The 23,149-nt window shown below is 66.0% G+C and carries 12 protein-coding genes; 5 read left to right on the top strand and 7 right to left on the bottom strand.

The window, feature by feature from the left end; genetic code table 11:
• On the bottom strand, positions 1-9,073 hold a 9,073-nt coding region (locus RT551_RS18225; RefSeq protein WP_313461135.1), incomplete at its 3' end, for a hypothetical protein.
• Between the two features lie 312 nt (positions 9,074-9,385).
• Here RT551_RS18225 and RT551_RS18220 point away from each other — a divergent pair.
• The 4 genes from RT551_RS18220 (at position 9,386) to RT551_RS18205 (ending at position 14,213) form a co-directional block, all read left to right on the top strand.
• Positions 9,386-9,829 carry a hypothetical protein gene (locus RT551_RS18220; RefSeq protein ID WP_313461133.1) on the top strand — a complete coding sequence of 148 codons (444 nt, stop codon included), beginning with the start codon at positions 9,386-9,388 and terminating at the stop codon, positions 9,827-9,829.
• Between the two features lie 275 nt (positions 9,830-10,104).
• Positions 10,105-10,314: a DUF6229 family protein gene (locus RT551_RS18215; RefSeq protein ID WP_313461132.1), complete on the top strand. Its 210-nt coding sequence runs from the start codon at positions 10,105-10,107 to the stop codon at positions 10,312-10,314.
• A 95-nt stretch (positions 10,315-10,409) separates the two neighbouring features.
• Positions 10,410-13,304 carry a type 2 lanthipeptide synthetase LanM family protein gene (locus RT551_RS18210; protein ID WP_313461130.1) on the top strand — a complete coding sequence of 965 codons (2,895 nt, stop codon included), beginning with the start codon at positions 10,410-10,412 and terminating at the stop codon, positions 13,302-13,304.
• A 177-nt stretch (positions 13,305-13,481) separates the two neighbouring features.
• On the top strand, positions 13,482-14,213 hold the full coding sequence (locus RT551_RS18205; RefSeq protein ID WP_313461128.1) for a GNAT family protein: 732 nt from the start codon (positions 13,482-13,484) through the stop codon (positions 14,211-14,213).
• Positions 14,214-14,364: 151 nt separating this feature from the next.
• Here RT551_RS18205 and RT551_RS18200 read toward each other — a convergent pair whose 3' ends face one another.
• Together RT551_RS18200 and RT551_RS18195 are read right to left on the bottom strand one after the other, a co-directional pair.
• Complete coding sequence (locus RT551_RS18200; protein ID WP_313461126.1) at positions 14,365-15,711, bottom strand: sorbosone dehydrogenase family protein; 1,347 nt, start codon at positions 15,709-15,711, stop codon at positions 14,365-14,367.
• The gene (locus tag RT551_RS18195) at positions 15,708-16,127 is read right to left on the bottom strand and encodes a hypothetical protein (protein WP_313461124.1); all 420 of its coding nucleotides are present in this window, start codon (positions 16,125-16,127) and stop codon (positions 15,708-15,710) included. The genes RT551_RS18200 and RT551_RS18195 overlap by 4 nt, the downstream gene beginning before the upstream one ends.
• A 158-nt stretch (positions 16,128-16,285) precedes the next feature.
• Here RT551_RS18195 and RT551_RS18190 point away from each other — a divergent pair, with 158 nt between their 5' ends.
• A complete protein-coding gene (locus RT551_RS18190) occupies positions 16,286-17,509 on the top strand; it encodes an MFS transporter (RefSeq protein ID WP_313461123.1) in 1,224 nt (407 codons plus the stop codon).
• 32 nt (positions 17,510-17,541) lie between these two features.
• Here the strand turns inward: RT551_RS18190 and RT551_RS18185 are convergent, their stop codons facing one another.
• The 4 genes from RT551_RS18185 to RT551_RS18170 all read right to left on the bottom strand — a co-directional run bounded on the left by RT551_RS18185 (position 17,542) and on the right by RT551_RS18170 (position 22,549).
• Positions 17,542-19,833: a GH92 family glycosyl hydrolase gene (locus RT551_RS18185; protein WP_313461122.1), complete on the bottom strand. Its 2,292-nt coding sequence runs from the start codon at positions 19,831-19,833 to the stop codon at positions 17,542-17,544.
• A 212-nt stretch (positions 19,834-20,045) separates the two neighbouring features.
• Positions 20,046-21,533 (bottom strand): glycine betaine/L-proline transporter ProP, encoded by a 1,488-nt coding sequence (gene proP / locus RT551_RS18180; protein ID WP_313461120.1) that lies wholly within the window; start codon positions 21,531-21,533, stop codon positions 20,046-20,048.
• Between the two features lie 257 nt (positions 21,534-21,790).
• The gene (locus RT551_RS18175; RefSeq protein ID WP_313461118.1) at positions 21,791-22,132 is read right to left on the bottom strand and encodes a thioredoxin family protein; all 342 of its coding nucleotides are present in this window, start codon (positions 22,130-22,132) and stop codon (positions 21,791-21,793) included.
• 3 nt (positions 22,133-22,135) lie between these two features.
• Positions 22,136-22,549, bottom strand: a complete 414-nt coding sequence (locus tag RT551_RS18170) for a host attachment family protein (RefSeq protein WP_313461116.1) — start codon at positions 22,547-22,549, stop codon at positions 22,136-22,138.
• Between the last annotated feature and the right edge of the window lie 600 nt (positions 22,550-23,149).

The following is a 23,149-nucleotide window of genomic DNA, read 5'->3' as shown; positions in this document are numbered from 1 at the left end:
CCGGGCAGACCGCCGGCGGCAGCGGCGCGCCGCCGGCGGACGGTTCGGCGGTGATGTCGGCGGTGTTGTCCACGGTGCCGGCATCGGTGTCGGCCTGGGTGACCACATAGGTGCCGGTGAGTTCGCAGCTGCCGCCCGGGGCGACGCTGGCGCACACCGCGCGGCTCGGCGTGATCAGCGCATCGTCGATGGTCAGGTTTACCAGCGTGGTATTGCCGGTGTTGGTGGCGCGCACGGTGTAGGTCAGCGTGGCTCCGGTGGTGACCTCGCCGCTGGCGTTGCTGTTGGCACTGAGCACCTTGGTGGTTTCCAGCGCCGGCTGCTCGACGATGTGTTCGGTGCTGCAGGACACGCAGACCGGATCCGGGTCACCACCGGGCAGATTGCTGGCGGCCACCACATTGCGCTGGGTGCCATTGGCGTCTGCCGCCACGGTCACCTGGTACACCAGAGGATACGTGCCCGGCAATGTGCCCGCCGGCAGCACGCACAGCAGGTTAGCGCTGCAGCTGTAGGCCCCTGCGGTCACCACGGTTGCCTGGCCGAGGCCAGCATCCAGGGTGTCGTTGAGCAGCAGCGGCTGGGTCGTCACCGAGCCGGCAATCACCGTCGTCACCGTGTAGGTGATGGTCTGGCCGCGCTGCACGAAGCTGCCGCTGACCGGGTCGGCCGCCTTGGTCACCGTCGCGGTGGACGGCACCACCGGATGTTCGGTGCTGCAGCTCTGGCACACCGGGTCCGGATCGACGCCGGCCGGCTTGGTCGGCACCACCGCATTGCGCAGCGTGCCTGTCGCATCGGCGTCGACGCTGGCGGTGTACACCAGCGGGTAGCTGCCCGGCGCGGTGCCCACCGGCAGCGTGCACACCAGCGGGTTGGCCGCATTGCAGGTGTAGGCACCAGCGTTGGTAACCGCGACCAGAGTGAAGCCATCGCTCAGGGTGTCAGTGAGGGTGACGACCTCGTGCGTTTCGTTGTTGGCCACCGTGGTGGTGACGGTGAACTGCACCACGTCACCCGGCGCAACCTGGCTGGTGGTGACCGGCGCGGACACCTTGTTGACCGTGATCGCGGCCGGCGTCAGCGCGGTCGGCGTAGTCACCGAATCGGTGGCGATCGCATCGGGTGCGGTACCCGGCGCATCTCCAGTGGCGGTCGCCGTGTTGGTGACCGCGGTAGCGGCTTCATCGGCGAAGGTGATGATGTAGGTGTTGTTGCTGGCGCTGCAGGTGGCGGTGGCTCCCGGCGGCAGCGCGAGCACGGTGCAGGTCAGCCCGGGCAGCAGCGGATCGGTCACGGTCACCGGGGCCAGCAGCACGTTGCCGGTGTTGGTCACGCTGAAGCCGTAGGTGATGACATCGCCAGCGTCGCCGGTGATGCCGTCACTATTGCTGTCGGCCACACTGGCGGTCTTGTCCAGCGCCACTGCTGGCAGCTGGGTGGCATTGATGGTCACCGAATCCGGCGGCGAGGTACTGGTGCCGTCGGTCGCGGTTGCGATGTTGGTCACGCTGCCCTGGTTGAGGTCGGCCTGGGTGACCACGTAGCTGCCGGTGCAGGTCAGGCTCGCTCCCGGAGCGAGGCCGCCGGGCGGCAATGCCGGGCAGCTCACCGTGTTCGGCGCGGTGATGCGGTCGTCGGTGACGGTGATCGGGCTGGTGATGGTCACCGTGCCGCTGTTGGTCACCAGGTAGCTGTAGTCCAGCAGGTCGCCCACTGCGGTGTAGGTGGCCGTGCTGCTGCTCTTGTCCAGGGTGAGGCCACGCGTCTGCTGTACCGGCACGATCACCGGGTTCGACGGAACCGGGTCCGTGCTGTCGCTGTCGCCGCTGCCGATGTTCTCCACCTGCCCCGCATCGACATCCGGCTGGGTCACGGTGTAAGTGCCGGTGAGCACGCAGGTGCCGCCCGGCGCCACGCTGGCGCAGGTGGTGCTGTTCGGCGTCAGTTTGGGATCACTGATCACCACGTTGGTCAGCGTGGTGTTGCCGCTGTTGGTGCCGGTGACATCGTAGGTGATCACGCTGCCCAGCACGGTCGGGGTCGGCACGTTGGTCGCCGCTTTGGCCATGCTCAATGCCGGATTCTGCACGCCGGTAACCGTCACCGAATCCGGGGCCGAGGTTGCGTTGCCCGACTGTGCGGTGGCGGTATTGGTGACACTGCCGGCATCCAGGTCGGCCTGGGTGATCGTGTAGGTCGCGGTGCAGGTCAGCTGCCCACCCGGGGCCAATCCTCCCGGTGGCGATGCCGGGCACACCACCGTGTTCGGCGCGGTGATGCGATCGTCGGTGACCGTCACCGGCGCGGTCAGCGTCACATTGCCGGTGTTGGTCACCAGGTAGCTGTAGGCCAGCGTGTCGCCCACCGTATCGAAACTGGTGGTGCTGGTGCTCTTGTCCAGGCTCAGCGCCGGCTGCTGGTTGCCGTTGATGGTCACGCTGGACGGCGGCGAGGTGGTCACGCCGGATTGCGCGGTGGCGGTGTTGGTGATGCTGCCGGCATCCAGGTCGGCCTGGGTCACCGCGTAACTTGCTGTGCAGGTCAGGCTCGCGCCCGGTGCCAGCCCGCCTGCGGGCAGCGCCGGGCAGCTCACGCTGGCGATGCGGTCATCGGTGACCGTGACCGGATCGGTCAGGGTGATGTTGCCGGTATTGGTCACCAGATAGCTGTAGCTGAGCGTATCGCCCACGGCGGCGTAGCTGCTGTTCGGGCTGCTCTTCAGCAAGGCCAGCGCACGGTTCTGCACGGCGGTGATGGTGGCCTGCGCCACCACCGGGGACAGCGTGCCCTGCGCCGGCGTGGCCGTGGTGGTGGCAGTGTTGGTCACGCTGCCCGCATCCAGATCTGCCTGGGTGATCAGGTAGGTGGCAGTACAGGTCGTGGCCGCTCCCGGTGCCAGGGTGGTCGCCGGGCAGCTGACCGTGGCGATGCGGTCATCCGCCACCGCCAGCGCGGACACGGTGACGTTGCCGGTGTTGGTGACCAGGTAGCTGTAGCTGATCGACTGCCCGACAGTGGCGTAGGTGGTGGGATTGGCCGTCTTGCTGACGGTCAGCGCCGGGCCGGCCAACAACGGCGTGGTGGTGCTGTCGTCACCGGTGGCGTTCGGCCCGGACGGCGGCGTGCCCTGCCCGGTCGCCGTGTTGGTCACCTGCCCGGCATCCATGTCGGCCTGGGTGATGGTGTAGACCACGGTGGAACAGGTGGTGCTCGCCCCCGGTGCCAGCTGGCCGGGCGGACAGGTGATCGGCGGCATTCCGGGCAGCGGATCGCCTACGGTGATGTTGTCGAGCGTGACGTTGCCGTTGTTGGTCACCACGAAGCTGTAGGAGATGGTGTCGCCGGCGTCGGTCACCGCCGGCAACGCACCGCCGCCCACGGTCGGCGCGGCCGCGGTCTTGTCCAGCACCAGCACCGGTTGGGCCGCCAGCACCACGGTTTCCGAATCCGGCGACGAGCTGACCCGCGCGCTGCTCGGCGGCGTGCCTTCGGCGGTGGCGGTGTTGACCACGCTGCCGTTGTCGAGGTCGGCCTGGGTCAGTGTGTAGACACCGGTGCAGGTGGCAGTGGCATCCGGGCCACTGGCGGTCAAAGTGGTCTTGTCGCAGGTGGCGGGCGCATCCAGATGCGTGTCGATCACCGCCAGCGCGCTCAGGCTCTGGTTGCCTGTATTGGTGACCAGGAAGGTGTAGGTGATGGTGTCGCCGGCATCGGTCACTGTCGGGTCGCGCCCCAGGTTGACCGTCGGCGCGGCCGCGCTCTTGTCGATGCTCAGCGACTGCGCCGGCAGCGGCAGGCCGACCCGCGCGCTGGCGATGTCGTTGGCGAGGTTGCTGCTGGCGGTGGCGGTATTGTCGATGAACTGGTCACCGCCGCCATTGGTATCGAAGTCCGCCTGGGTGCTGATGTAGTCGCCGATGCAGGTGATGTTGGCACCCGGTGCCAACGCGGCCACAGGGATGGTCGGGGTGCAGCTCAACGCCGGCAGCATCGGGTCGCTTATCGAGACATTCTCCAGCGTGGCATTGCCGTTGTTGGTCGCCACCAGGGTGTAGCGGATCGGATCGCCCGGGCTGCTGACCGTGGCCACATCGGCGGTCTTGCTCAGAGCCAGCACGGGGCTGCGGACCACGGGGATGTCCAGGACCGAGGTGCGGCTGATCGCCCCGGCAACCTCGCTGGTGCCGTTGGCGGTGGCGGTGTTGCTGACCACGTTCAAGCTGTCCACGTCGGTCTGGGTGATGACCCGCGTGGTGCCGGTGCAGGTCACATCGCCGCCACTGCCGGCAAACACCACGGTCTGCGCCGGCGCAATGTCCACGCTGGGGCAGCTCAGGCCCAGCGTGGGGTCGCTGACGTTGACGTCTTGCAGGGTGACGTTGCCGGGGTTGCTGACCGTGAAGCGATAGTTGATCGTGCCCGGCGCGGTGATGCTGGTGACATCGGCACTTTTCACCAGGGTCATGTCGGGCTGGCGCACCGGCAGGTTGACCTGGTGCTCGGCGGTGTCGGTGACAGTAGCACCGGCCACCGGCGTATCCGCCACCACGGTGGCCACGTTGTCGATCTGGCCGTTGCCCGGCAGGCTGTCGGTGCTGCCGCTGTCGATGTCGGCCTGGGTGACGGTGTACACGTTGCCGGTGCAGCCATTGAACAGCACCTGCGCACCGGGGGCCAGGCTGGACAGCGGCGGGCAGGACAGTCCGGGCAGACTCGGGTCGGTGATGGTGATGTTGTAAAGGGTGACGTTGCCGGTGTTGTTCACCGCGAACCCATAGGTGATCGGCTGGTTGGGCCCACTCACCGAGGCCACGTCGGCACTCTTGCTGAAGAAGATCGCCGGCGTGCGCTGCGGCAGCGACACGTCCGCACTGGCCACCGCCGTCACTGTCACTACCGGGCTGGTACCGATCTGGTACTGCGCCTGGCCGGTGACATCGTTGTGGATGACCCGGCTGTCGTTGACCGGATTGCCCTGGTTGTCGATGTCCGACTGCTGCACGGTGTAGGTGTTGCCGGTGCAGGCGAAGTCGACCGCACTGTTCGGTGGCAGCGTGGGAATGGTGTTGCAGCTGAGCGCGCCGCCGAGCAGTGTGTCTTCGATGATCTGCAGGTTGTCCAGGGTCACCGACGACGGATTGCTGACCCGGAAGGTGTAGCTGATCACCTCGCCCACCGCGCTGACCGATATGCGGTCGGGAATCTTGGTGAACTCGGGCTGCGGCGTACCGTGATTGATGATCACGGTGCTGCTGTCGCTGTCGTCCACCGGGGTGCCGTCGTAGTCACCGGCGGCATTGGCCACGTTGACCACGGCATTGCTGTTGTCGATGTCGGCCTGGGTGACCGTGTAGGTGGCCGAGCAGCTGGCACTGGCTCCCGGTGCCAGGCTGAACGGTGCCGGCGGCAGGCAGGTGATCGCGCTCAGCCCGGGCTTGGGATCGGTGACGCTGATGTTGTCGACGGTGACGTTGCCCGGATTGGTCACCAGGAAGGTGTAGGTGATGACCTCGCCGGCCGCGCTCACCTGGGTCGGGCTGGCGCTCTTGTCCAGGGCCAGCTGCGGGGCCGGCGGGTCGAGCGGCACGCTGGAGGTGGCGTCGCCGGTGGCGGTGCCGCCGCCGGGGGACACCGCTGAGGCGGTGGCGTCGTTGTCGATATCACCGTCGCCACCCCCGCGATCATCAATGTCGGCCTGGGTGACGGTGTAGGTGTTGCCGGTGCAGGCAATGTCCGCCGGCGGCACGATGCCGAACGTGACCGATTCACCCGGGGCCAGCGGGCCGCCTGCAGGGCAGCTCAGCCCGGGCAGCATCGGGTCGGCGATGGTGACGCTCTGGATGGTAGTGTTGCCCGCATTGGTGACGGTGAAGTTGTAGGTGATCACCTCGCCCACACTGGCCGTGCCGTTGCCGTTGCTGTCGGCCAGGCTGGGGCTCTTGCTGAATTCGGCCACGTAGTTGCGCGGGGGTAGCGTGGTGTCGGTGCTGGCGTTGTCGCTGACCGCTGCGCCGTCGGGGTCGTTGCCGCCCACATTCACGGTGTTGGTCACCACGCCGTCATCGACCCCATCGCCACTGCCCACCCGGTCGATATCGGCCTGGGTCACCGTGTAGCTGCCGGTGCAGGTGATGCTCGCTGCGGGCTCCAGGCTGGCGACCGGCGTTGGCGGGTTGCAGACGATGTTGCCCGCAATCAACGGGTCGGCCACGGTCACGTTGGTGAGCGGTACGTTGCCGGTGTTGGTGGTGGTGATCGTGTACGGAATTACATCGCCGACGGCACTCACCGAGGTCACCGGGGTGGTCTTCTGCACATCGATCGACGAGCGTGGCACGAACGTGTTGCTGTAGGTACAGGTGATGGTGGTGTCCGCATCGGCCACGGCAATCAGAAGGCCATTCGACGGATCGGTGTCGGTGCCATCGCAGGTCAGCGTGCTGCTGTAATCCCCCCCGTTGCCGCCGGGGAAACTCTCTGCGCCCAGCGCGCCGTTCTCGAAGACGAAGACTTCGACCGGGCCGACCTGGTCGGGCCCCGGCGACGTCGAGGTAAACGCGGGCGTGTTGTTGGTGAACCCGGTGCTGCCCGGAATCGATACGGTGGTCGGGGGGCCACCGCTCCACACCTTGCGTACGATCAGCTGCGCGCTGCGCCGGTCGTTGACATACGTGCAGACCATGGGGCCATCGTCGGGTCCGACGGTCAGTGTGCCCGTGGTCGGAGTATTGACCACCAGCCCATCAGTGTTGGTGCAGGACAGCGTGGTGTTGTACAGATTGGAGGTGACCGAACCGAACGACTCGGTCAGGCTGATCACATCGCCGGCGTAGACCGTCTGCGGGGTGCCGGTATCGGTCTGGGAGGCGGCACCGCTGGCGGTCGAGCTCAATGAGGTCAGCCCGGTGGCCACCAGGGTCACTTCGTCGCCGGCAAGCGCGTTCAGCCAGGTTTTTTCCAGCGTCAGCGTGGTGCTGCTGCGGGTGTTGGTGTAGGTGCAGACGATGGCGGTGCCGGCATCGGCCGGGGTGATGTCCAGGGTGTTGCTGGCCTTGCCGTCGGTGCCACCGAGGTCGCCGCCGCTGCAGCTCAGCGCGACGCTGTAGTTGGCCAGCGCGCTGCCGCTCATGGTCTCGGCCGGCAGCTGCGCCTGCTCACCGATGAACACCGGCACGGTGGTGCTGTTGGCACCGATCGACGCAGTGGACGTGAACGCATTGGTGTTGTTCTGCAGCCCGGTGGTGGCACCCAGCTGGGCCACGTCGCCATTCAGACTGTTGGCCGCCCACACCTTGACCAGTTGCAGTGTCGCCTGCGGACGGGTGTTGGTGTAGGTACAGACGATATCGGTGTCGCCCTGCCCGACCAGCAGCGTGTTGCCGGTCAGGCCGCTGGTGCCGGTGCAGGCCAGGGTGCTGTTGTAGTTGGCGGCGTTGCCGGGCACGGCGAAGGTTTCCGCCAGGGTCAGGCTCTCGCCGGCATACACCTGCACGGGGGTGCCGGTATCGGTTTCGCTGGCGGTGTCGGCCACCGTGGTCAGCGAGATCGGACTGGTGGTGCTGCCGGTGGCGGTGAATTCAACAGTTTCACCCACCGCCGCATCCACCCAGGTCTTGCGCAGGGTCAGGTTGACCGCGCGGCGGGTGTTGGTCTGGGTGCAGCTGATCGCAGGGTCGCCCGGGGCCACACTGAGCTGGTTGCCGGCCAGCGGCGTGCTGTTGCCGGTACAGGCGAGCGTGCTGTCGTAGTTGCCGGGGTTGCTGAGGGTTTCGGTGATGGTGCCGGTTTCTCCCGCATACACCGTCACCGGCGTACCGGTCGTGGTGTTGCTGCCGGTGGAGGTGGACAGCCCACTGCTGGCCGGGTTCTCGAAGCCGTTGCTGGTGACCGTGGCAGTGTCTCCCGGCAGACCGTCCACCCAGGTCTTGCTCAGCACCAGCGTGGTCTGCTGGCGGGTGTTGGTCTGCGTGCAGACGATGGCGGTGTCGCCGGCAGTCACCGTCAGCTGGTTTCCAGCCAGTGTGGTGCCGTTGCCGGTACAGGCCAGGGTGGCGCTGTAGTTGCCCGCGTTGCTCAGCGTCTCGGTGATGGTGCCGGTGTCGCCGGCGTACACCGTGACCGCAGTGCCGGAGGTGCTGTTGTTGCCGGTGGAGGTGGAGACACCGGTCGTGGCCTCATTGGTAAAGCCGGTGGTGCTGACGGTGGCGGTTTCACCGGCCAGCGCATTCACCCAGGTTTTCACCAGCTGGAGCGTCGCCGCCTGGCGGGTGTTGGTGAAGCTGCAGTTCACGCCGGTGTCAGTCGGCATGCTCAGCGTGCCGCCGGGCGCGGGCACGGCGGTGCCATTGTCGGCGCGGGCACAGGCCAGCGTCGTGGTGTAGTTGCCTGCAATGCCGGCGGTGAAGTTTTCGGCGACGCTGACCGCGGCCCCCGGTGCCACGGCGGCACGACCGGCCACCGAGGCACCGCCCACGGTGGAGCTGCCGGTCTGCAGCACGATCACGTCATCGGCACTGCCGCTGATGTCCAGGTCGACGGCGTTGCCGTCCTGGCCGTTGACCCACAGCTTGGTCAACAGCAGGGTGAAGTAGACCGGATGACTGACGGTGCAGGTGGCGGCCGGCGTACAGCCATTCCCGCCGCTGACCGTGTTGCTGACCGTTCCAGTGGCGTCGGGGTCGACGGTGGCCTGGTAGGACCAGTCGTAGGTGCCCACTGCACTGCCCGCCGGCAAGGTGCACTGCACGCTCTGCCCCGCGCCCGTGCAGCCTGCAGGCAGGGAGCCGCCCCCCAGGGTCAACCCGGCGCTGAGGGTGTCGGTGAACACCGTGGCGGCGCTGGTGGTGGCACCGGAGACCGTGGCGGTCAGGTTGAAGCCGAGGGTGTCGCCCGGTGCCACCGGCACACCGTCGGCCGGGCTGCCGGATTTGGCGATGGTGGCGGCGTACACCTGCACGGTGACGTCGTCGGTGTTGTCAGCGGGATTGGCATCGGTCTGGCCGGCCGGCGTGGCGATGCTGGCGCTGTTCTGGACCGACGTCTGTGCTGTGGCGTCAATGCAGGCGAGCACGGCAGGTATGACCAGCAGCCAGCGCCAGCACCCTGCGCGGGCGCGCTTCGCTGATGTGCTGGCCCCCGCTTTTCCGCTGCTCCGCACGCATTCACCCCGCCGCCGGTTCCAATCGCATCGTGTCCCTGACTGCGGAAACGTCCGCACTCAGTGTCCACGTGCGCTGCATCAGCGCCTTCCGGGGAAACACTGCTCCTGGCTAAGTAAATCTACTGACCAGTAGAACTACCCAGCATGCTTCCAGCAGAAGTTCCGATGCGCCCGAGCCCACGCACTGACAGCGTGGGTACACCTCCACCGCCGGGAACGAGCATGAAGATCATTACCCTACGCGCCGCCACCGCCGTGCTGCTGGTGCTGCTGAGCCTGCTGGTGGTTCCGCTGGTGCGCGCACAGCAGGCCCCCCTGCCCTCCAGCGATGCCGCGGACATCGCCGAGCGTCCGCATGCTTCCAACAAGTGGCGAATAGCCTTCGACGAGCGTGCGAAGTCGGACGGCACGATCACCTTTCGCATCTGGCCCGCTGCGGCCGAACCGATTCTGATCGAGGTACCGATCAAGGATGGCGTGTCCGAAAACCACATTGCGTCGGCAGTGCGTGATGCGATTGGCACGCGGCTGGGCAAGGGTTACCACGTGGAAACCGACGACGGCGAGGACGTGCTGGTGAAGGCTCGCCATGGCACCGCCGACTTCGGGCTCGACCTCGTCAGCAACACCGTCCGCGACGTGGACATCAAACTGCATCGGGAGTAGAGCCGGGCTTGCCCGGCTGCTTTTCGTCATCGCGCCAACGGCAGCCGGGCAAGCCCGGCTCTACGTATCGCGTCGCGCCCGCGATTCCGCGGCGCGCCAAATTCTGTGAAGCACTTCCCAGTTTGACTCGCAACAAAAATGGGCGCACCGTAAAAACGCGGCCAGACCCCAGCAGTTCGGTATCGCAGTTGTGTTCTTGATGCCAGGGAATGGCCGTAACGAAAGGACGTTCATCATCGAACGCCCTCATCGCAACAACACAAGGAGAAAGCGGAATGCAACTGAATGACGACGTCGTTTCAGGCTGGCTCAACGGTGCCGACAGCGTAGATGGCTGCGACAACCCGGCCGGTTCCCTTTTCATCTATGGCCAGCAGGCCACCGACGCCGCACTGACCCACGCCGCCCCGGTGATTACGGGTGGCGGCACTGCGACCCTCTGCACCACCACCGCGTCCGTGGTGAACAACTGTCTTTGTTGCTGATGTGAGCTGTACCGGCGCGCAGCGGCTTCTTGCCGTTGCGCGCCGTCGCGCGGGCGGGTGCCTGCGCCATACCACCACAGACTGCAGGGGATGCAATGACTGTCACAACTGCCGCCGAAGCCTTTTCGCGCATCGTGCATCACCGGCTTTCCGCACACCGTAGCCAACTACAGAGCCGGTTGCGATCGCTCTCGCCCGGCCTTGCGGATATGGAAAGCGAGCGACTGCTGGAACAGGCCTATGCCGCACTGCATGCCAACGCCCAGCTGAAGCTCAATCGTGTTCTTCTGCTTGAACTGCATGCCGCCGTGCGCAGTGGGCAGATCGATGCAAACGACACCGTGAAGCAGCTGCTGCAGTTCGAGGCCTGGGCCGTTTCACCTGAATTTTCCGCCCATGTGGCGCAGCGGTATCCGCCGCTGGATGCACGCCTGGACGCCGTGGCCGCCTCTCAATCCAACGCCGTGGTAGAGCTGGCCACCCATATCGTCGCCGACCGCGCTGCGCTGCGCACCCTGCTGCACGCGCCGGCCGGACAACTGCTCAAGGTGGCCTTTGGAACCGGCGACACCCATGGTGGCGGGCGCGCGGTCGCGCGCGTGACTTTCGAGGGCGGCACGGTGATGTACAAGCCGCGCTCCCTGCGCATCGACGCAGTGCTGGACGCGTTCCTCGAAGCGGTGTTCCCAAACGACCCGTTACGGGTGCGGGTGCCACGGGTACTGGACTGCGGTGATCACGGCTGGGCGGGGTTTGCGGCGCATCGCTACTGCAATGACGATGACCAGCTTGCACGCTACTACCAGGGCCTGGGCCACTGGCTGGCGGTCCTGCGGCTGATCGGCGGCACTGATATCCATCTTGAGAACCTGATCGCGGTAGGCCCCACGCCGGTGGTGGTCGACCCCGAAAGCGTGTTCTGCCTGCCCATCGGGCTGACCGCCTCCGGCTACGGCCACGCCTATGACCTGGCGGCGATGCTGATGCAGAACTCCGTGCTGCGCACCGGCATCGTGCCGTTCCGCACCTCAGGCCTGGGCATGGACGGTGTCGACCTGTCGGCAGCCGGTGCCCTGCCCGGCGAGCAACCCAAGGTACGCGTTCCCGTGCTGCTGCAGGAAGCGAATACGCCACCGCGCCTGGGCATGATGGAAACCGACTTCGCCCCGGCCCAGAATCACCCGACCGCCCATCCCGATGTGTCGCGGTTCTGGGACGAGATCAGCAGCGGCTTCATGGCGGCCAGTGCGCGCCTTCGTGAGCTGGACGGCAGTGGCCGCCTGCACGCTCTACTGATGCCGTTTGAGGGCTGCGAGGTGCGCGAGATCAAGCGCCCCACCATGGCGTACGCCGAGATCGGCCGCATGTTGTGGCACCCGGCTTCGCTGCACAACGAACAGGCGGCCATCGAGCGTGCGCTCGATCTGCTGGTGCGTAATGCCGCCATTTCCGCGGCGGCGTCGTCGGACCCGGTGGAAGTGATGCAGGAAATCGACGCCATGCGCCATGGCGACATTCCACTGTTCTCCGCTGTGCTGGATGCACCACGTATTGCAAACGTGGTGGAGAACTGGCGTGAGATGCGCATCGACCTCGAAGAGGTCACCATCCGCAGCACCCTGGTGGCCACCGACCTCAATGAACACGCGATGGCGCGGGCCGAGGCACGCGACGGCTTCTCGTACGCGGCCAAGGCACCACACGGCGAGGCGCTGGAGGCCCGTCGCCGGGTGCAGGCCGTAGAAGCAGTCAATCACCTGATCCGGCTGTCGGTCCGCGGCAACGATGGAACGATCACCTGGATCACGCCGGAGATCACCCAGACCGGCTGGGCGGTCCGACCGGTGCAGCCGGACGCGTACTTCGGGCTGGGCGGCATCGCCTTCAGCCTCGCCGCCTACCACCGGGAGGTGCAGCACGGTCGCGCGGATGCCGTTGCAGGCGTGGAGGCCGCGATGGAAGGCGCTATCCAGGTTTACCTGCGCATGTGTGCACTCGAACTACCGGATACCGGAGGTGGCCTGGTCGGGGCCGGTTCCCGGGTCTGGACGCTGCTGGCACTGTATGACCTGCTGGACCGGAAGGAACTGCTGGAGGCCGCGCGCGTGGCAGCGGCCACATTGGAGCACTCGGACTTCACGGAGGTGCCGAAGTTCGAGATGCTGGATGGTGTCTCCGGTGCCATCGTGCCGCTGATCCATCTGGCCGAGGCCACTCGCGAGACGCGCTGGCTGGCGATTGCGGCTACGGCGGCGCGTCGCCTGCAGGCCACCGCGATTGTCGATGCCGGCGGTGCGCGCTGGCCTTCGCCGCAGTTCGAGACCCCGATTGGCGGCTTCGGCCACGGCGCGATGGGCATCGGCTGGGCGCTGGCGCGACTGGCGTTGACGGATGCCGGCACCGCGGAGGACCGCGCGGCGTGGCAGGCGCTGGCCGAGGGCGCGTTCGCGTTCCAGGACGCGCTGTTCGAACCGGAAACCGGTCGCTGGCACGACCTGCACCTGAAGGACGGCCAGAAGACGTTCCCGACCTGGTGCCATGGCAGCGTCGGTATGGGGTTGGCGGCTGCGGATCTGTACGCGCGCACCGGCAACACCGCGTATCTGCGCGATCTACGTCGCGCGGTCGCCGACGCCAACGGCCGCTGGGGGTTCAGTCATACGCTGTGCCATGGCGATCTTTCCACCCGCGAACTGCTGGTCAAGGCGGCGCAGCTGGATCCGCAGGAGTGCCCCTATCCCGTGGATACCGCCGCCATCGAAGTGATCTCGTCGATCGAGGAGCACCGGGGGATGGTCGGTGGCCTGACCCGTGCCGCGTTTACCCCGGGATTGATGATTGGACTGGCCGGGGCGGTATATGGGTTCCTGCGCATGCACCCGGAGTGCAACCTGCCCTCGCCGCTGCTGTTGGAGCGCATGGGTTCGGCAGGCACTTTGCCTTCCCCCGAACGTCTGGCGGCATCCGCGACGGAACCAGTACCCGCGTAGAGCCGGGCTTGCCCGGCTGCTCTTCGCAGATGCGCCAACCGCAGCCCCGTAGAGCCGGGCTTGCCCGGCTGCTCTTCGCTTTGCACCAACCGCAGCCGGGCAAGCCCGGCTCTACCTAACCTGTCAGCGGCATGATAGAAAGGCGACCGCCCCCATCGTCCTTTCTGCCGAGGCACCATGTCTCCTGCGTGGACCAATCCGTACGGCCAGCCGATCGGCATGCCCCTGCCCGGCTGGCGCGCGCGCCAGCGCCCGAATGCGATCACCCTGCAAGGGCGATTCTGCCGGCTGGAACCGCTGGACCCGGCGGTACATGGCCCTGCACTGGCCGAAGCCTATGCACTGGCCACCGAGCCGCGCGACTGGACCTACATGGCCAACGGGCCGTTCGATTCCGATGCCGCGTTCTTCCAATACCTGTCAGCGGCGGCACGCAGCGAAGACCCTCGCCACTACGCGGTGGTGGATGCCCGCAGCGGACGCAGCACCGGCACCCTGGCGCTGATGCGCCAGGACCCGGCCAATGGCGTCATCGAAGTCGGTCACGTGATGTTCTCGCCGCTGCTGCAGCGCACGCCGGCGGCAACCGAAGCGCAGCACCTGCTGATGCATTACGTATTCGACGTGCTGGGTTATCGCCGTTACGAATGGAAGTGCGACAGCCTCAATGCCGGCTCGCGCAAGGCGGCCGAGCGGCTGGGCTTCCAGTTTGAAGGCATCTTCCGCCAGGCGCTGGTGTACAAAGGGCGCAATCGGGATACTGCGTGGTTCTCCGTCATCGACAGCGAGTGGCCGAAGCTGGATGAGGCGTTCACGGCGTGGCTGGTCGCGGACAACTTCAGTACCGACGGCACGCAGCTGCGCTCGTTGGCCGACTGCCGCGGGGATGCGGCGTCTGCCGCACCGTAGAGCCGGGCTTGCCCGGCTGAAGCTTTCGCGTGATCTGACAGACAGCCGGGCAAGCCCGGCTCTACGCATTTCCGTGTCAGTCAGCCCCAGCACGTGCCAAGCATTCCGGCGTCTGCCAGCCCCCGGCACGTGCCAAGCATCTCCGTGGCCGTCAGCTCCCGGCCGGTGCCGGCGTTTCGGCTACCGGTTCCGCCTGCGGTACCACATCCGGGGTGATCCGCCACACCGTATTGGCCAGATCGTCAGCCACGATCAGCGCGCCCTTCGGGTCAAGCGTCACGCCGACCGGGCGACCGCGCGTCTTGCCGTCCTCACCGCGGAAGCCGGTCGCGAAGTCCACCGGCTCACCGGTCGGCTTGCCGTTGCTGAAGGACACGAACACGACCTTGTAGCCCACCGGCGGATTGCGGTTCCAGCTGCCGTGCTCGCCGACGAACACGCCGTCAGCAAACGCACTGCCCATCACCGGCGACGAGAACGTCACCCCCAGCGCGGCCACATGCGAGCCCAGCGCGTAATCCGGCGTCAGCGCGGTGGCGACCAGTTCCGGCTTCTGCGGCATCACCCGGGTATCCACGTGCTTGCCCCAGTAGCTGTACGGCCAGCCGTAGAAGCCACCTTCTTTCACCGAAGTCAGGTAATCAGGCACCAGGTTCGGGCCGATCTCATCACGCTCGTTGACCACCGCATACAGCGTACCGGTGCCTGGCTGCACCGCCAGTGCGGTCGGGTTGCGGATGCCGCTGGCGTAGGTGCGGTGCGCGCCGGTCTGGGCATCAATTTCCCAGACGACCGCACGGTCCACTTCCACGTCCATGCCGCGCTCGCTGACATTGCTGTTCGAGCCGATGCCCACGTACAGATGGCGGCCATCGGCGCTGGCGGCCAGCGACTTGGTCCAGTGGTGGTTGATCGCCGACGGCAGATCCGTGACCTTGACCGGCGCGGCGCTGCCCTTGGTGTCGCCCTCGGTGTAGTCGAAGCGCACCAGCGCATCCTGGTTTGCTACATAGATCGCGTTGCCGATCATCGCCAGCCCGTAAGGCGCATTGAGCTTGTCGGCGAACACGGTCTTCAGTTCGTACACGCCATCACCGTCGGCGTCACGCAACAAAGTCAGACGGTTGCCGCTCTTGACCTGGGTGTTGCCCTTGGCCTTGATCTTGCTGGCAATCACATCCTTGGGCTTGAGCGGCTTGGCGCTGCCGCCACGTCCCTCAGCGACCAGAATGTCGCCATTCGGCAGCACCAGGGTCTGGCGCGGAATGGCCAGGTCGGTGGCGATGGCGCGAACGGAATAGCCCTTCGGAACAGTCGGCACCTGGTCACCCCAGGCCGTGGGCTGGGCGATGGTCATGTCCGGCATCACGCCGCGGTGCGGCTTCGGCAGCTCCGGCGCGTTGCCGTACTGGGCCATGTCCGGGGCCTTCTGGCCACTGCACGCGGCCAGGGCCACGCTCAATGCGGACAGGCTGATGATCCTGAAGGCGCGGCTCATCGCACACCTCCGGCGTTGCGCAGGCAGCACAGACCCAGCACCGTGGCGACCAGCGCCAACAGGGTCAGAATGACCGACATCACCAGCCCACCGGGCATCACCGCCCAGGCATCGCGGGCGTGGTGCAGCGAGTTGACGAAACCCAGCACCCAGGTGATGGCCAGCACGATGACGTAGGCGAAGCGACGGCTGCCGCGCACAAGGCCCACGATCCCGCTCAGCAGCGCCAGCGTGGTCAGCACCATCGCGCCGACCAGCAGCCAGGCGGCAAAGTTGGCCCATTGAATCTGATAAGTGGTCCAGTAGGCGTAGTCGGCCAGCAGCGTGGCCAGGTAGAACGGGAACACCCCGCCGAGGAAGGCCGCGTGCAGCGGATGGATGACCCAGGGGCGGGTCACGACGACAGTTGAAGCCATGGAGGTCTCCTGCAGTGGACAAAGAGCGCTGAACAGCGGGGGGAACCCGTTCATCCTGCCAGAGCCGGCGTGAGGGCGGGATTGACCTTAGGTTTGATTGTGCAAAGCCTTCGCGTGTGCGCCGTGGCACCATGTGCGGGTTACCACGAAGTGCTGTCATGTCCACCGAATCCACGCCCCCGGCCGCAGCCAAGCTGCCCGAACCGACCCCGCCCGCTGCTTCCGGCTTCGCCATCCGCATCGTCGGTGCAGCCGCCGTCGCGCACCTGCTCAATGACATGATCCAGGCAGTGCTGCCGGCGGTGTATCCACTGTTCAAGGCCGAGTTCGCGTTGAGCTTCGGCCAGATCGGCCTGCTGGGGCTGGTCTACCAGATCACCGCCTCGCTGCTGCAGCCGTGGATCGGCATGTATACCGACAAGCATCCCCTGCCCTATCTGCTGCCGGCCGGCATGGTTGCCACCTTCGTCGGCATCGCGATGATGGCGATGGCCGGAAGTTACGAAATGCTGCTGGTTGCGGCGGCGGTCATCGGCATCGGCTCGGCCACCTTCCATCCCGAGGCCTCACGCGTAGCGCGCATGGCCTCGGGTGGGCGTTTCGGCACGGCGCAGTCCACCTTCCAGGTGGGCGGTAACACCGGTTCGGCGATTGGCCCACTGCTGGCGGCCGCGGTGGTGATTCCGCACGGGCAGCGTGCCATCGGCTGGTTCCTGCTGATTGCCTCGGTGGGCATTGCCGTGCTGTTCCGGCTGGGCCGCTGGTCGGCCCACCATCGCACCACCACGTTGAACAGCCTGTCGCGCTCGCAGGGCGTGGGCCTGAGCCGCAACAAGGTGATCCAGGCGATTGCCGTGATCGCGGTGCTGATGTTCGCGAAGTTCGTGTACATCGCCTCGATCACCAACTACTTCACGTTCTATCTGATCGAGCGCTTTCAGCTCAGCGTGCAGCAGAGCCAGATCTATCTCTTCATCTTCCTGGCCTCGGTGGCGCTGGGCACCTTCATGGGCGGCCCGGTCGGCGACCGCATCGGCCGCAAGGCGGTGATCTGGATCTCGTTCCTGGGCGTGGCCCCGTTCGCGCTGGCCCTGCCTTACGCCAATCTGTTCTGGACCGCCGTGCTGGCGGTGGCGATCGGGCTGGTGATGTCGTCGGCCTTTGCCGCGCTGGTGGTGTATGCGCAGGAGGCGGTGCCGGGGCGCGTGGGGCTGGTGTCAGGGCTGATGTTTGGCCTGATGTTCGGCATTGGCGGCATGGGCGCGGCCGGGCTGGGTCAGCTGGCCGACGCCCATGGCATCGTATGGGTGTACCACTTCACCTCGTTCCTGCCGTTGCTGGGATTGGCAACGGCGTTGTTGCCGAAGACGGCGATGCGGTAGGAAGAGCAGCCGGGCAAGCCCGGCTCTACGGTTTACTTCGACATTGAATAGGGCTGCTCGGCGTTCTGGCCGGGCCATGCCTTGTTCGGCTCGGCCTGCAGGGTGAAGTGCAGCTCGCCGCCGGCCAGAATCTCCGAATGACGCAGGAAGGTGCGGTTCAACGGCTTGCCGTTGAGCGTGACCGAACCGACGTAGTCGTGCCCCTTGCCCACACCCTCGGCGGTTACGGTGAAGGTTTTGCCGTTGGGCAGGTTGAGCGAGGCCTTGGGCAGGAACGGACGGCCGATGATGTACTCGGCACTGCCCGGTGCCACCGGGTAGAAGCCCAGCGCGGTGAACACGTACCACGCTGACATCTGGCCCAGGTCATCATTGCCGGCCAGGCCATCCGGACGGTCCGCGTACTGCGAATCCATGATCTGCTTCAGGCGCGACTGCGTGCGCCACGGCTGGCCGCTGTAGGCATACAGGTAGGCCACGTGGTGGCTGGGCTCGTTACCGTGCGCATACCAGCCGATCAGGCCGGTGATGTCTTCCATGTGCTCGAAGATCGAAGGATCGACCTTGGCCTCGAAGACTTCGTCCAGGCGCGCCAGCAGCTTGTCCGCGCCACCGTGCGAGGCGGTCAGCCCGGCCACGTCGTGCGGGACGTACCACGAGTACTGCCAGGCATTGCCTTCGGTGTAGTCGGTGCCGTAGCCACTGGCGCTGGGATCGAACGGCGTGCGGAAGCTGCCGTCACGCTTGCGTGCGCGCATGAAGCCGGTTTCCGGGTCGAATGCGTTGCGCCAGTTGGTGGCGCGCTTGTCGAAGGTGGTCGCCACATCGGTGCGACCCATCGCCTGCGCCATGCGCGCGATGGTCCAGTCGTCGTAGGCGTATTCCAGCGTCTTGCTCGCCGCTTCGCCTTCTTCGTCGATCGGCACCCAGCCCAGTTCCCGGTACTGCGCGATGCCGTCATACGGCCCGTAGTTGGCGGTGGCGACCATGGCATCCAGCGCCTTGTTGGCGTCGAAACCGCGAATGCCCTTCACGTAGGCATCGGCGATCACCGGCACCGCGTGGTAGCCAATCATGCACCAGGTTTCCTGGCCGTGGAACGACCACACCGGCAGCATTCCGTAGGCGCTGTGCTGCTGGTGTGCCAGCAGCGAGTTGATGAAATCACTGCTGCGCTGTTCCGGCTGCACCAGGGTCAGCAGCGGATGCAGGGCGCGGTAGGTGTCCCACAGCGAGAACGTGGAGTAATTCGTATAGCCCTCGGCACGGTGCACGGCGTTGTCCGAGCCGCGGTACTGGCCGTCGGCGTCCATGAACAACGTCGGGCCAAGCAGGCTGTGGTACAGCGCGGTGTACAGGCTGCGGCGGTCGTGCTCCGGCCCCTGCGCATCCAGCACCGACAGCGCCTGCTGCCACTGGCTGCGGGCCTGCGCGCGCACGCGGTCGAAGTTCTGGTCCTTGGCTTCGGCGTCCAGGTTGGCGACGGCACCGGCCTCGCTGACCGACGAGATCGCCACGCTCACCACCAGCGGCGCATCCAGCTTGCCGAAGTCGAAGGTGCCGACCAGCTGGCGACCCTCAATCTGCGGCCGCTGTGCCGGGTTGTTGTGGCCCGGCGGCGGGAAGCCCTTGTAGGCGATGTCGGTTTCGGTGTTGTGCAGTTCGTGCCCCTGCAGCGGACGCGAGAAGCGCATCGCGAAATACAGCTGGCGGCCCGGGGCCCAGCCGCGGGTTTCGCGGAAGCCGGTCACAGTGCCGTCCCCGCGGATGCGCACGCGCGACCACAGAATCTTGCCCGGGTAGTCATACAGGCTGGTACGCAGGTCCAGCAGCACCTTGGCTTCTTCGCCCTTCGGGTAGGTGTAGCGGTGCACGCCGGTGCGCGGGCTGGCGGTCAGCTCGGCGCGAACCTTGTAGTCGTCCAGGGTAACGGCGTAGTAGCCGGGCTCGGCCACTTCACGGTCATGGTGGAAGCGCGAGGCATAGCCGCTGCGCGGATTTTCCGGATCGCCACGCTCCAGGCCCGGGGTGCCGGTGTACGGCATCACCAGCACGTCGCCGAGGTCGGAATGACCGCTGCCGGAGAAGTGCGTGTGCGAGAAGCCGACAATGCTGCTGTCGTCGTAGCGGTAGCCGGCCGCCCAGTCATAGGCCTTCTCGCGCGGCTGGATGCGGGTGTCCGGGCTGAGCTGGACCATGCCGAACGGCACCGTCGCACCGGGATAGGTATGCCCTTCCCCGCCTGTGCCGATGAAGGGATCCACCGCCGCATAGGCGCGTTCCCCAACCGTGGCCGGAGCCGCGCCTGCCGTTCCTGCCAGCATCGCCGCTACCGCCAGCCCCACCCACCGTACCGCCCCCGCTTTAGCCATGGCGTGATTTAGATCGATTCAAGGAAACCCGATCGTAGCATCGTGGGATTGTGCATGCATGTTGCGATGCAGTTTGTCGGTCACGGAACCCCGGTAGCGCCGGCCGTTGGCCGGCCCAGGCGGTCCGTGGGCCGGCCAACGGCCGGCGCTACCGGGTTACGTCATCAGGCAGGGCGAGGCTCTTCTGGCAACAGTTGCGGCGGCAGCATCGGCCGCGACGCGTCCACGGTCACCGGCTCATCGCCCTTCACCAGCGCATGTGCCTCTTCCTCGCTGCCCACCGCCGGCGGCGAACCGCGCAGCGGCAGGTTGGCGGTTTCGTTGACGAACAGCATGGTGACCAGTCCGATCACCGCGGCGCCCATCAGATAGTACGCCGGCACCAGCGGATCGCCGGTGCGCTCCACCAGCCACGCGGTCACCAGCGGCGTGGTGCCACCAAACAGCGACACGGAGATGTTGAACGCAATCGACAGCGCACTGTAGCGCACCGGGGTGTAGAACAGCGCCGGCAAGGTGGACGGCATGGAACTGGTGAAGCACACCAGCGCGATGCCCAGCAGCATCAGGCCCAGGAAGATCAGCCCGTCATGGCCACTGCCGACCAGCAACAGGCACGGCACCGCCAGCGCGAACAGCGCAATGCAGGCCCCGATGATCATCGGGCGACGACCCAGGCGGTCACTGAACAAGCCACCGACAATGTTGAGCGGCATCATCACCAGCATCACCAGGATGATCAGCAACAGGCCTTTGCTCTCGGCATAGCCCATGGTGACGCTTAGGTAGCTGGGCATGTAGGTCAGCAGCATGTAATCCGTGACATTGAACACCAGCACCAGGCCCACGCACTTCAGCAGCTGCGGCCAGTGCACGCGCAGTAGTTCGCCCAGGCCCGGACGTTCGTGGTCACGCTTGTCGGCCTCTTCGGCATAGGCCTTGAACGCCGGGGTTTCCTCCAGCTTCATGCGCATGTACAGGCCGAGCAGACCAAGCGGTCCGGCGACGAGGAACGGCACACGCCAGCCCCAGTCGAGCATCTGTTGACTGCTAAACGCCATGTGCAGCGCGGTAACCGTGGCAGCACCGGCGATATAGCCGCCCAACGTGCCGAACTCCAGCCAGCTGCCCATCAGGCCGCGATTGCGGTCGGTGGAGTACTCGGCAATGAAGGTCGCAGCACCGCCATATTCGCCGCCGGTGGAGAAGCCCTGCACCAGTCGCGCCAGCAACAACAGCGCGGGTGCCCACAGGCCAATGCGTTCGTACGACGGAATCAGGCCGATGCTGAAGGTGCCGAGCGCCATCAGGATCATGGTGAAGGCCAGCACCTTCTGCCGGCCATAGCGATCGCCGAGGGGGCCGAACACCATGCCGCCAAGCGGACGCACCAGGAAGGCGACCGTGAACGTGGCGAAGGTGGCGATCAGCTGCGCGGTGGGATTGCTGGAGGGAAAGAACACGTGGCCCAGAGTGACCGCGAGATAGCCGTACACACCGAAATCGAACCATTCCATGGCATTGCCCAATGCTGCGGCACCGACTGCGCGCTTCAGCATTGGGCGATCCACCACGGTGACCTCGTCCACTTTCAGTTGTCGGCGGCGTTTGAACCAGCCGAAATGGGCATGTGCCGCATGCAGATCCTGCATCTGTGTCTCCTCGGAGCGTGGCCACCACGCGTCCGAGGTTCCGCGCACGGCACGGAAAGGCACCACCTCATGAAGTGCGGCGAAATGCGCAGGAGGGGTTCAACAGACGTTCCCGGACGGCCGCGTGGACACAGCGGCGCTGCAGGAAGGGCGACCGTGACGGGCAACGGCCCGGGTCAATGGTCAAGCGACACATGATACAACAGATGCAACACTGAGACCTTCACAGATCACAGTGTTGCATCAGGCATCCGCGTTCATGCCACGGAGGATTTTGTCATCACGGCATCAAATGCCGCGAAATCATCGGCAGAATGCGGACGCACCACACGCGCCCGTTCTTCGCCATCACACAGCAGAATCAGCGTTGGCCACAACTTCACTGCGAACGAGCGGCCCAGTGGCCGGCCTTTGCCGTCTTCGACTTTGTGGTGGGTCACGGCATGTTGTTCAATCCACGCTTTCACCGAAGGTTGCGCGCCCTGGCAGTGCCCGCACCAGTCAGTGCCGAATTCAATGACATGCCAACCACGCAGTGCATCGACCGCACTGCGCAGCGGCTCAGGCTCACCGTGTTCAAAGCGGCTGACGTAACCCATGATTCACGCCGCCAGTGCGCGCTGGATGTCTTCCAGCGGCGCGTTGGTGTAATCCTTGGCCAGATCGAACAGCAGCCGCGATTCGACCTCTTTGTGCAGCTGCGGACGAATGCGCCCCAGGGTCTGCGGGTCGGCCACCAGAATCAGATGCGAGTAGCGGTTGTTCAGCGCTTCGGAGTTCAACTGCTCCGCCAGCTGCTTGGCAAAGGTGGCTTCATTGAGCTGCGAGATGCTCATGTCTTTCGGCACCGAACCGGACGGCCCCTGCCCGGACACCCCTTGTTCGCTCACATCCTGCACCTGCAGCTGATCGTCCTGGCGCAGCTGCAAGGTACGGCCGTCACCGACATTGGTGAATACACGAGCCGAACCACCGTCAGCCACAACGATGAGGGTACCTTCGGGAATCTTCTGCATGGGGGGTCTCCTGTTTCGTGAGCGTATCGGATGTTGCGCCTGCAGGTTAGGAAACAGGATGTAAGCACCGTGCATACGGATGTGTGCAGGTTGTATGCGGCACGGCGCTGCGATTGCACACTTTCCGTGTCGCCGGGCTTTGCCCGGCTGCTGTTGGATTTGGGCGAACAGCCGGTGGTCATCGGTTTCCGTGTTTGGGCGCGCCGGGGTGGGTTTGCGGGACACGCCGTAAACCCATCCATGGGGGCTCGTCAAAAACATCCATGTTTTTGACGGTCCCGCAAACCCACCCCGGCACGCCCCAGACAGATGGCCGGTGGCCACAGAAGATCAAAAGCCATGACGGGCCCGGCGGAACCGGAACTGCCCTGGTGGGATCGGTCGACAGACGATCGCCGTGGAATCCTCAACAATCGGTAACGCATGACCCCGGATCGACACCGCCGTTGATCTGGCATCTCCCATGGGCCGCCGACCACGTATCGAGGGGTCATCGGATGGGGGGTACGGGACCGTTGAAAACATGGATGTTTTCGACGAGCCCCCATGGGTGAAGGCGCACTGCTTGCGAGGCACTGCCTCGCGTGCGACTGAACGCCC

The organism is Stenotrophomonas sp., assembly GCF_032103445.1.
In the GTDB taxonomy this organism is placed as follows: domain Bacteria; phylum Pseudomonadota; class Gammaproteobacteria; order Xanthomonadales; family Xanthomonadaceae; genus Stenotrophomonas.
This window is presented reverse-complemented; position numbering and strand designations above follow the sequence as displayed.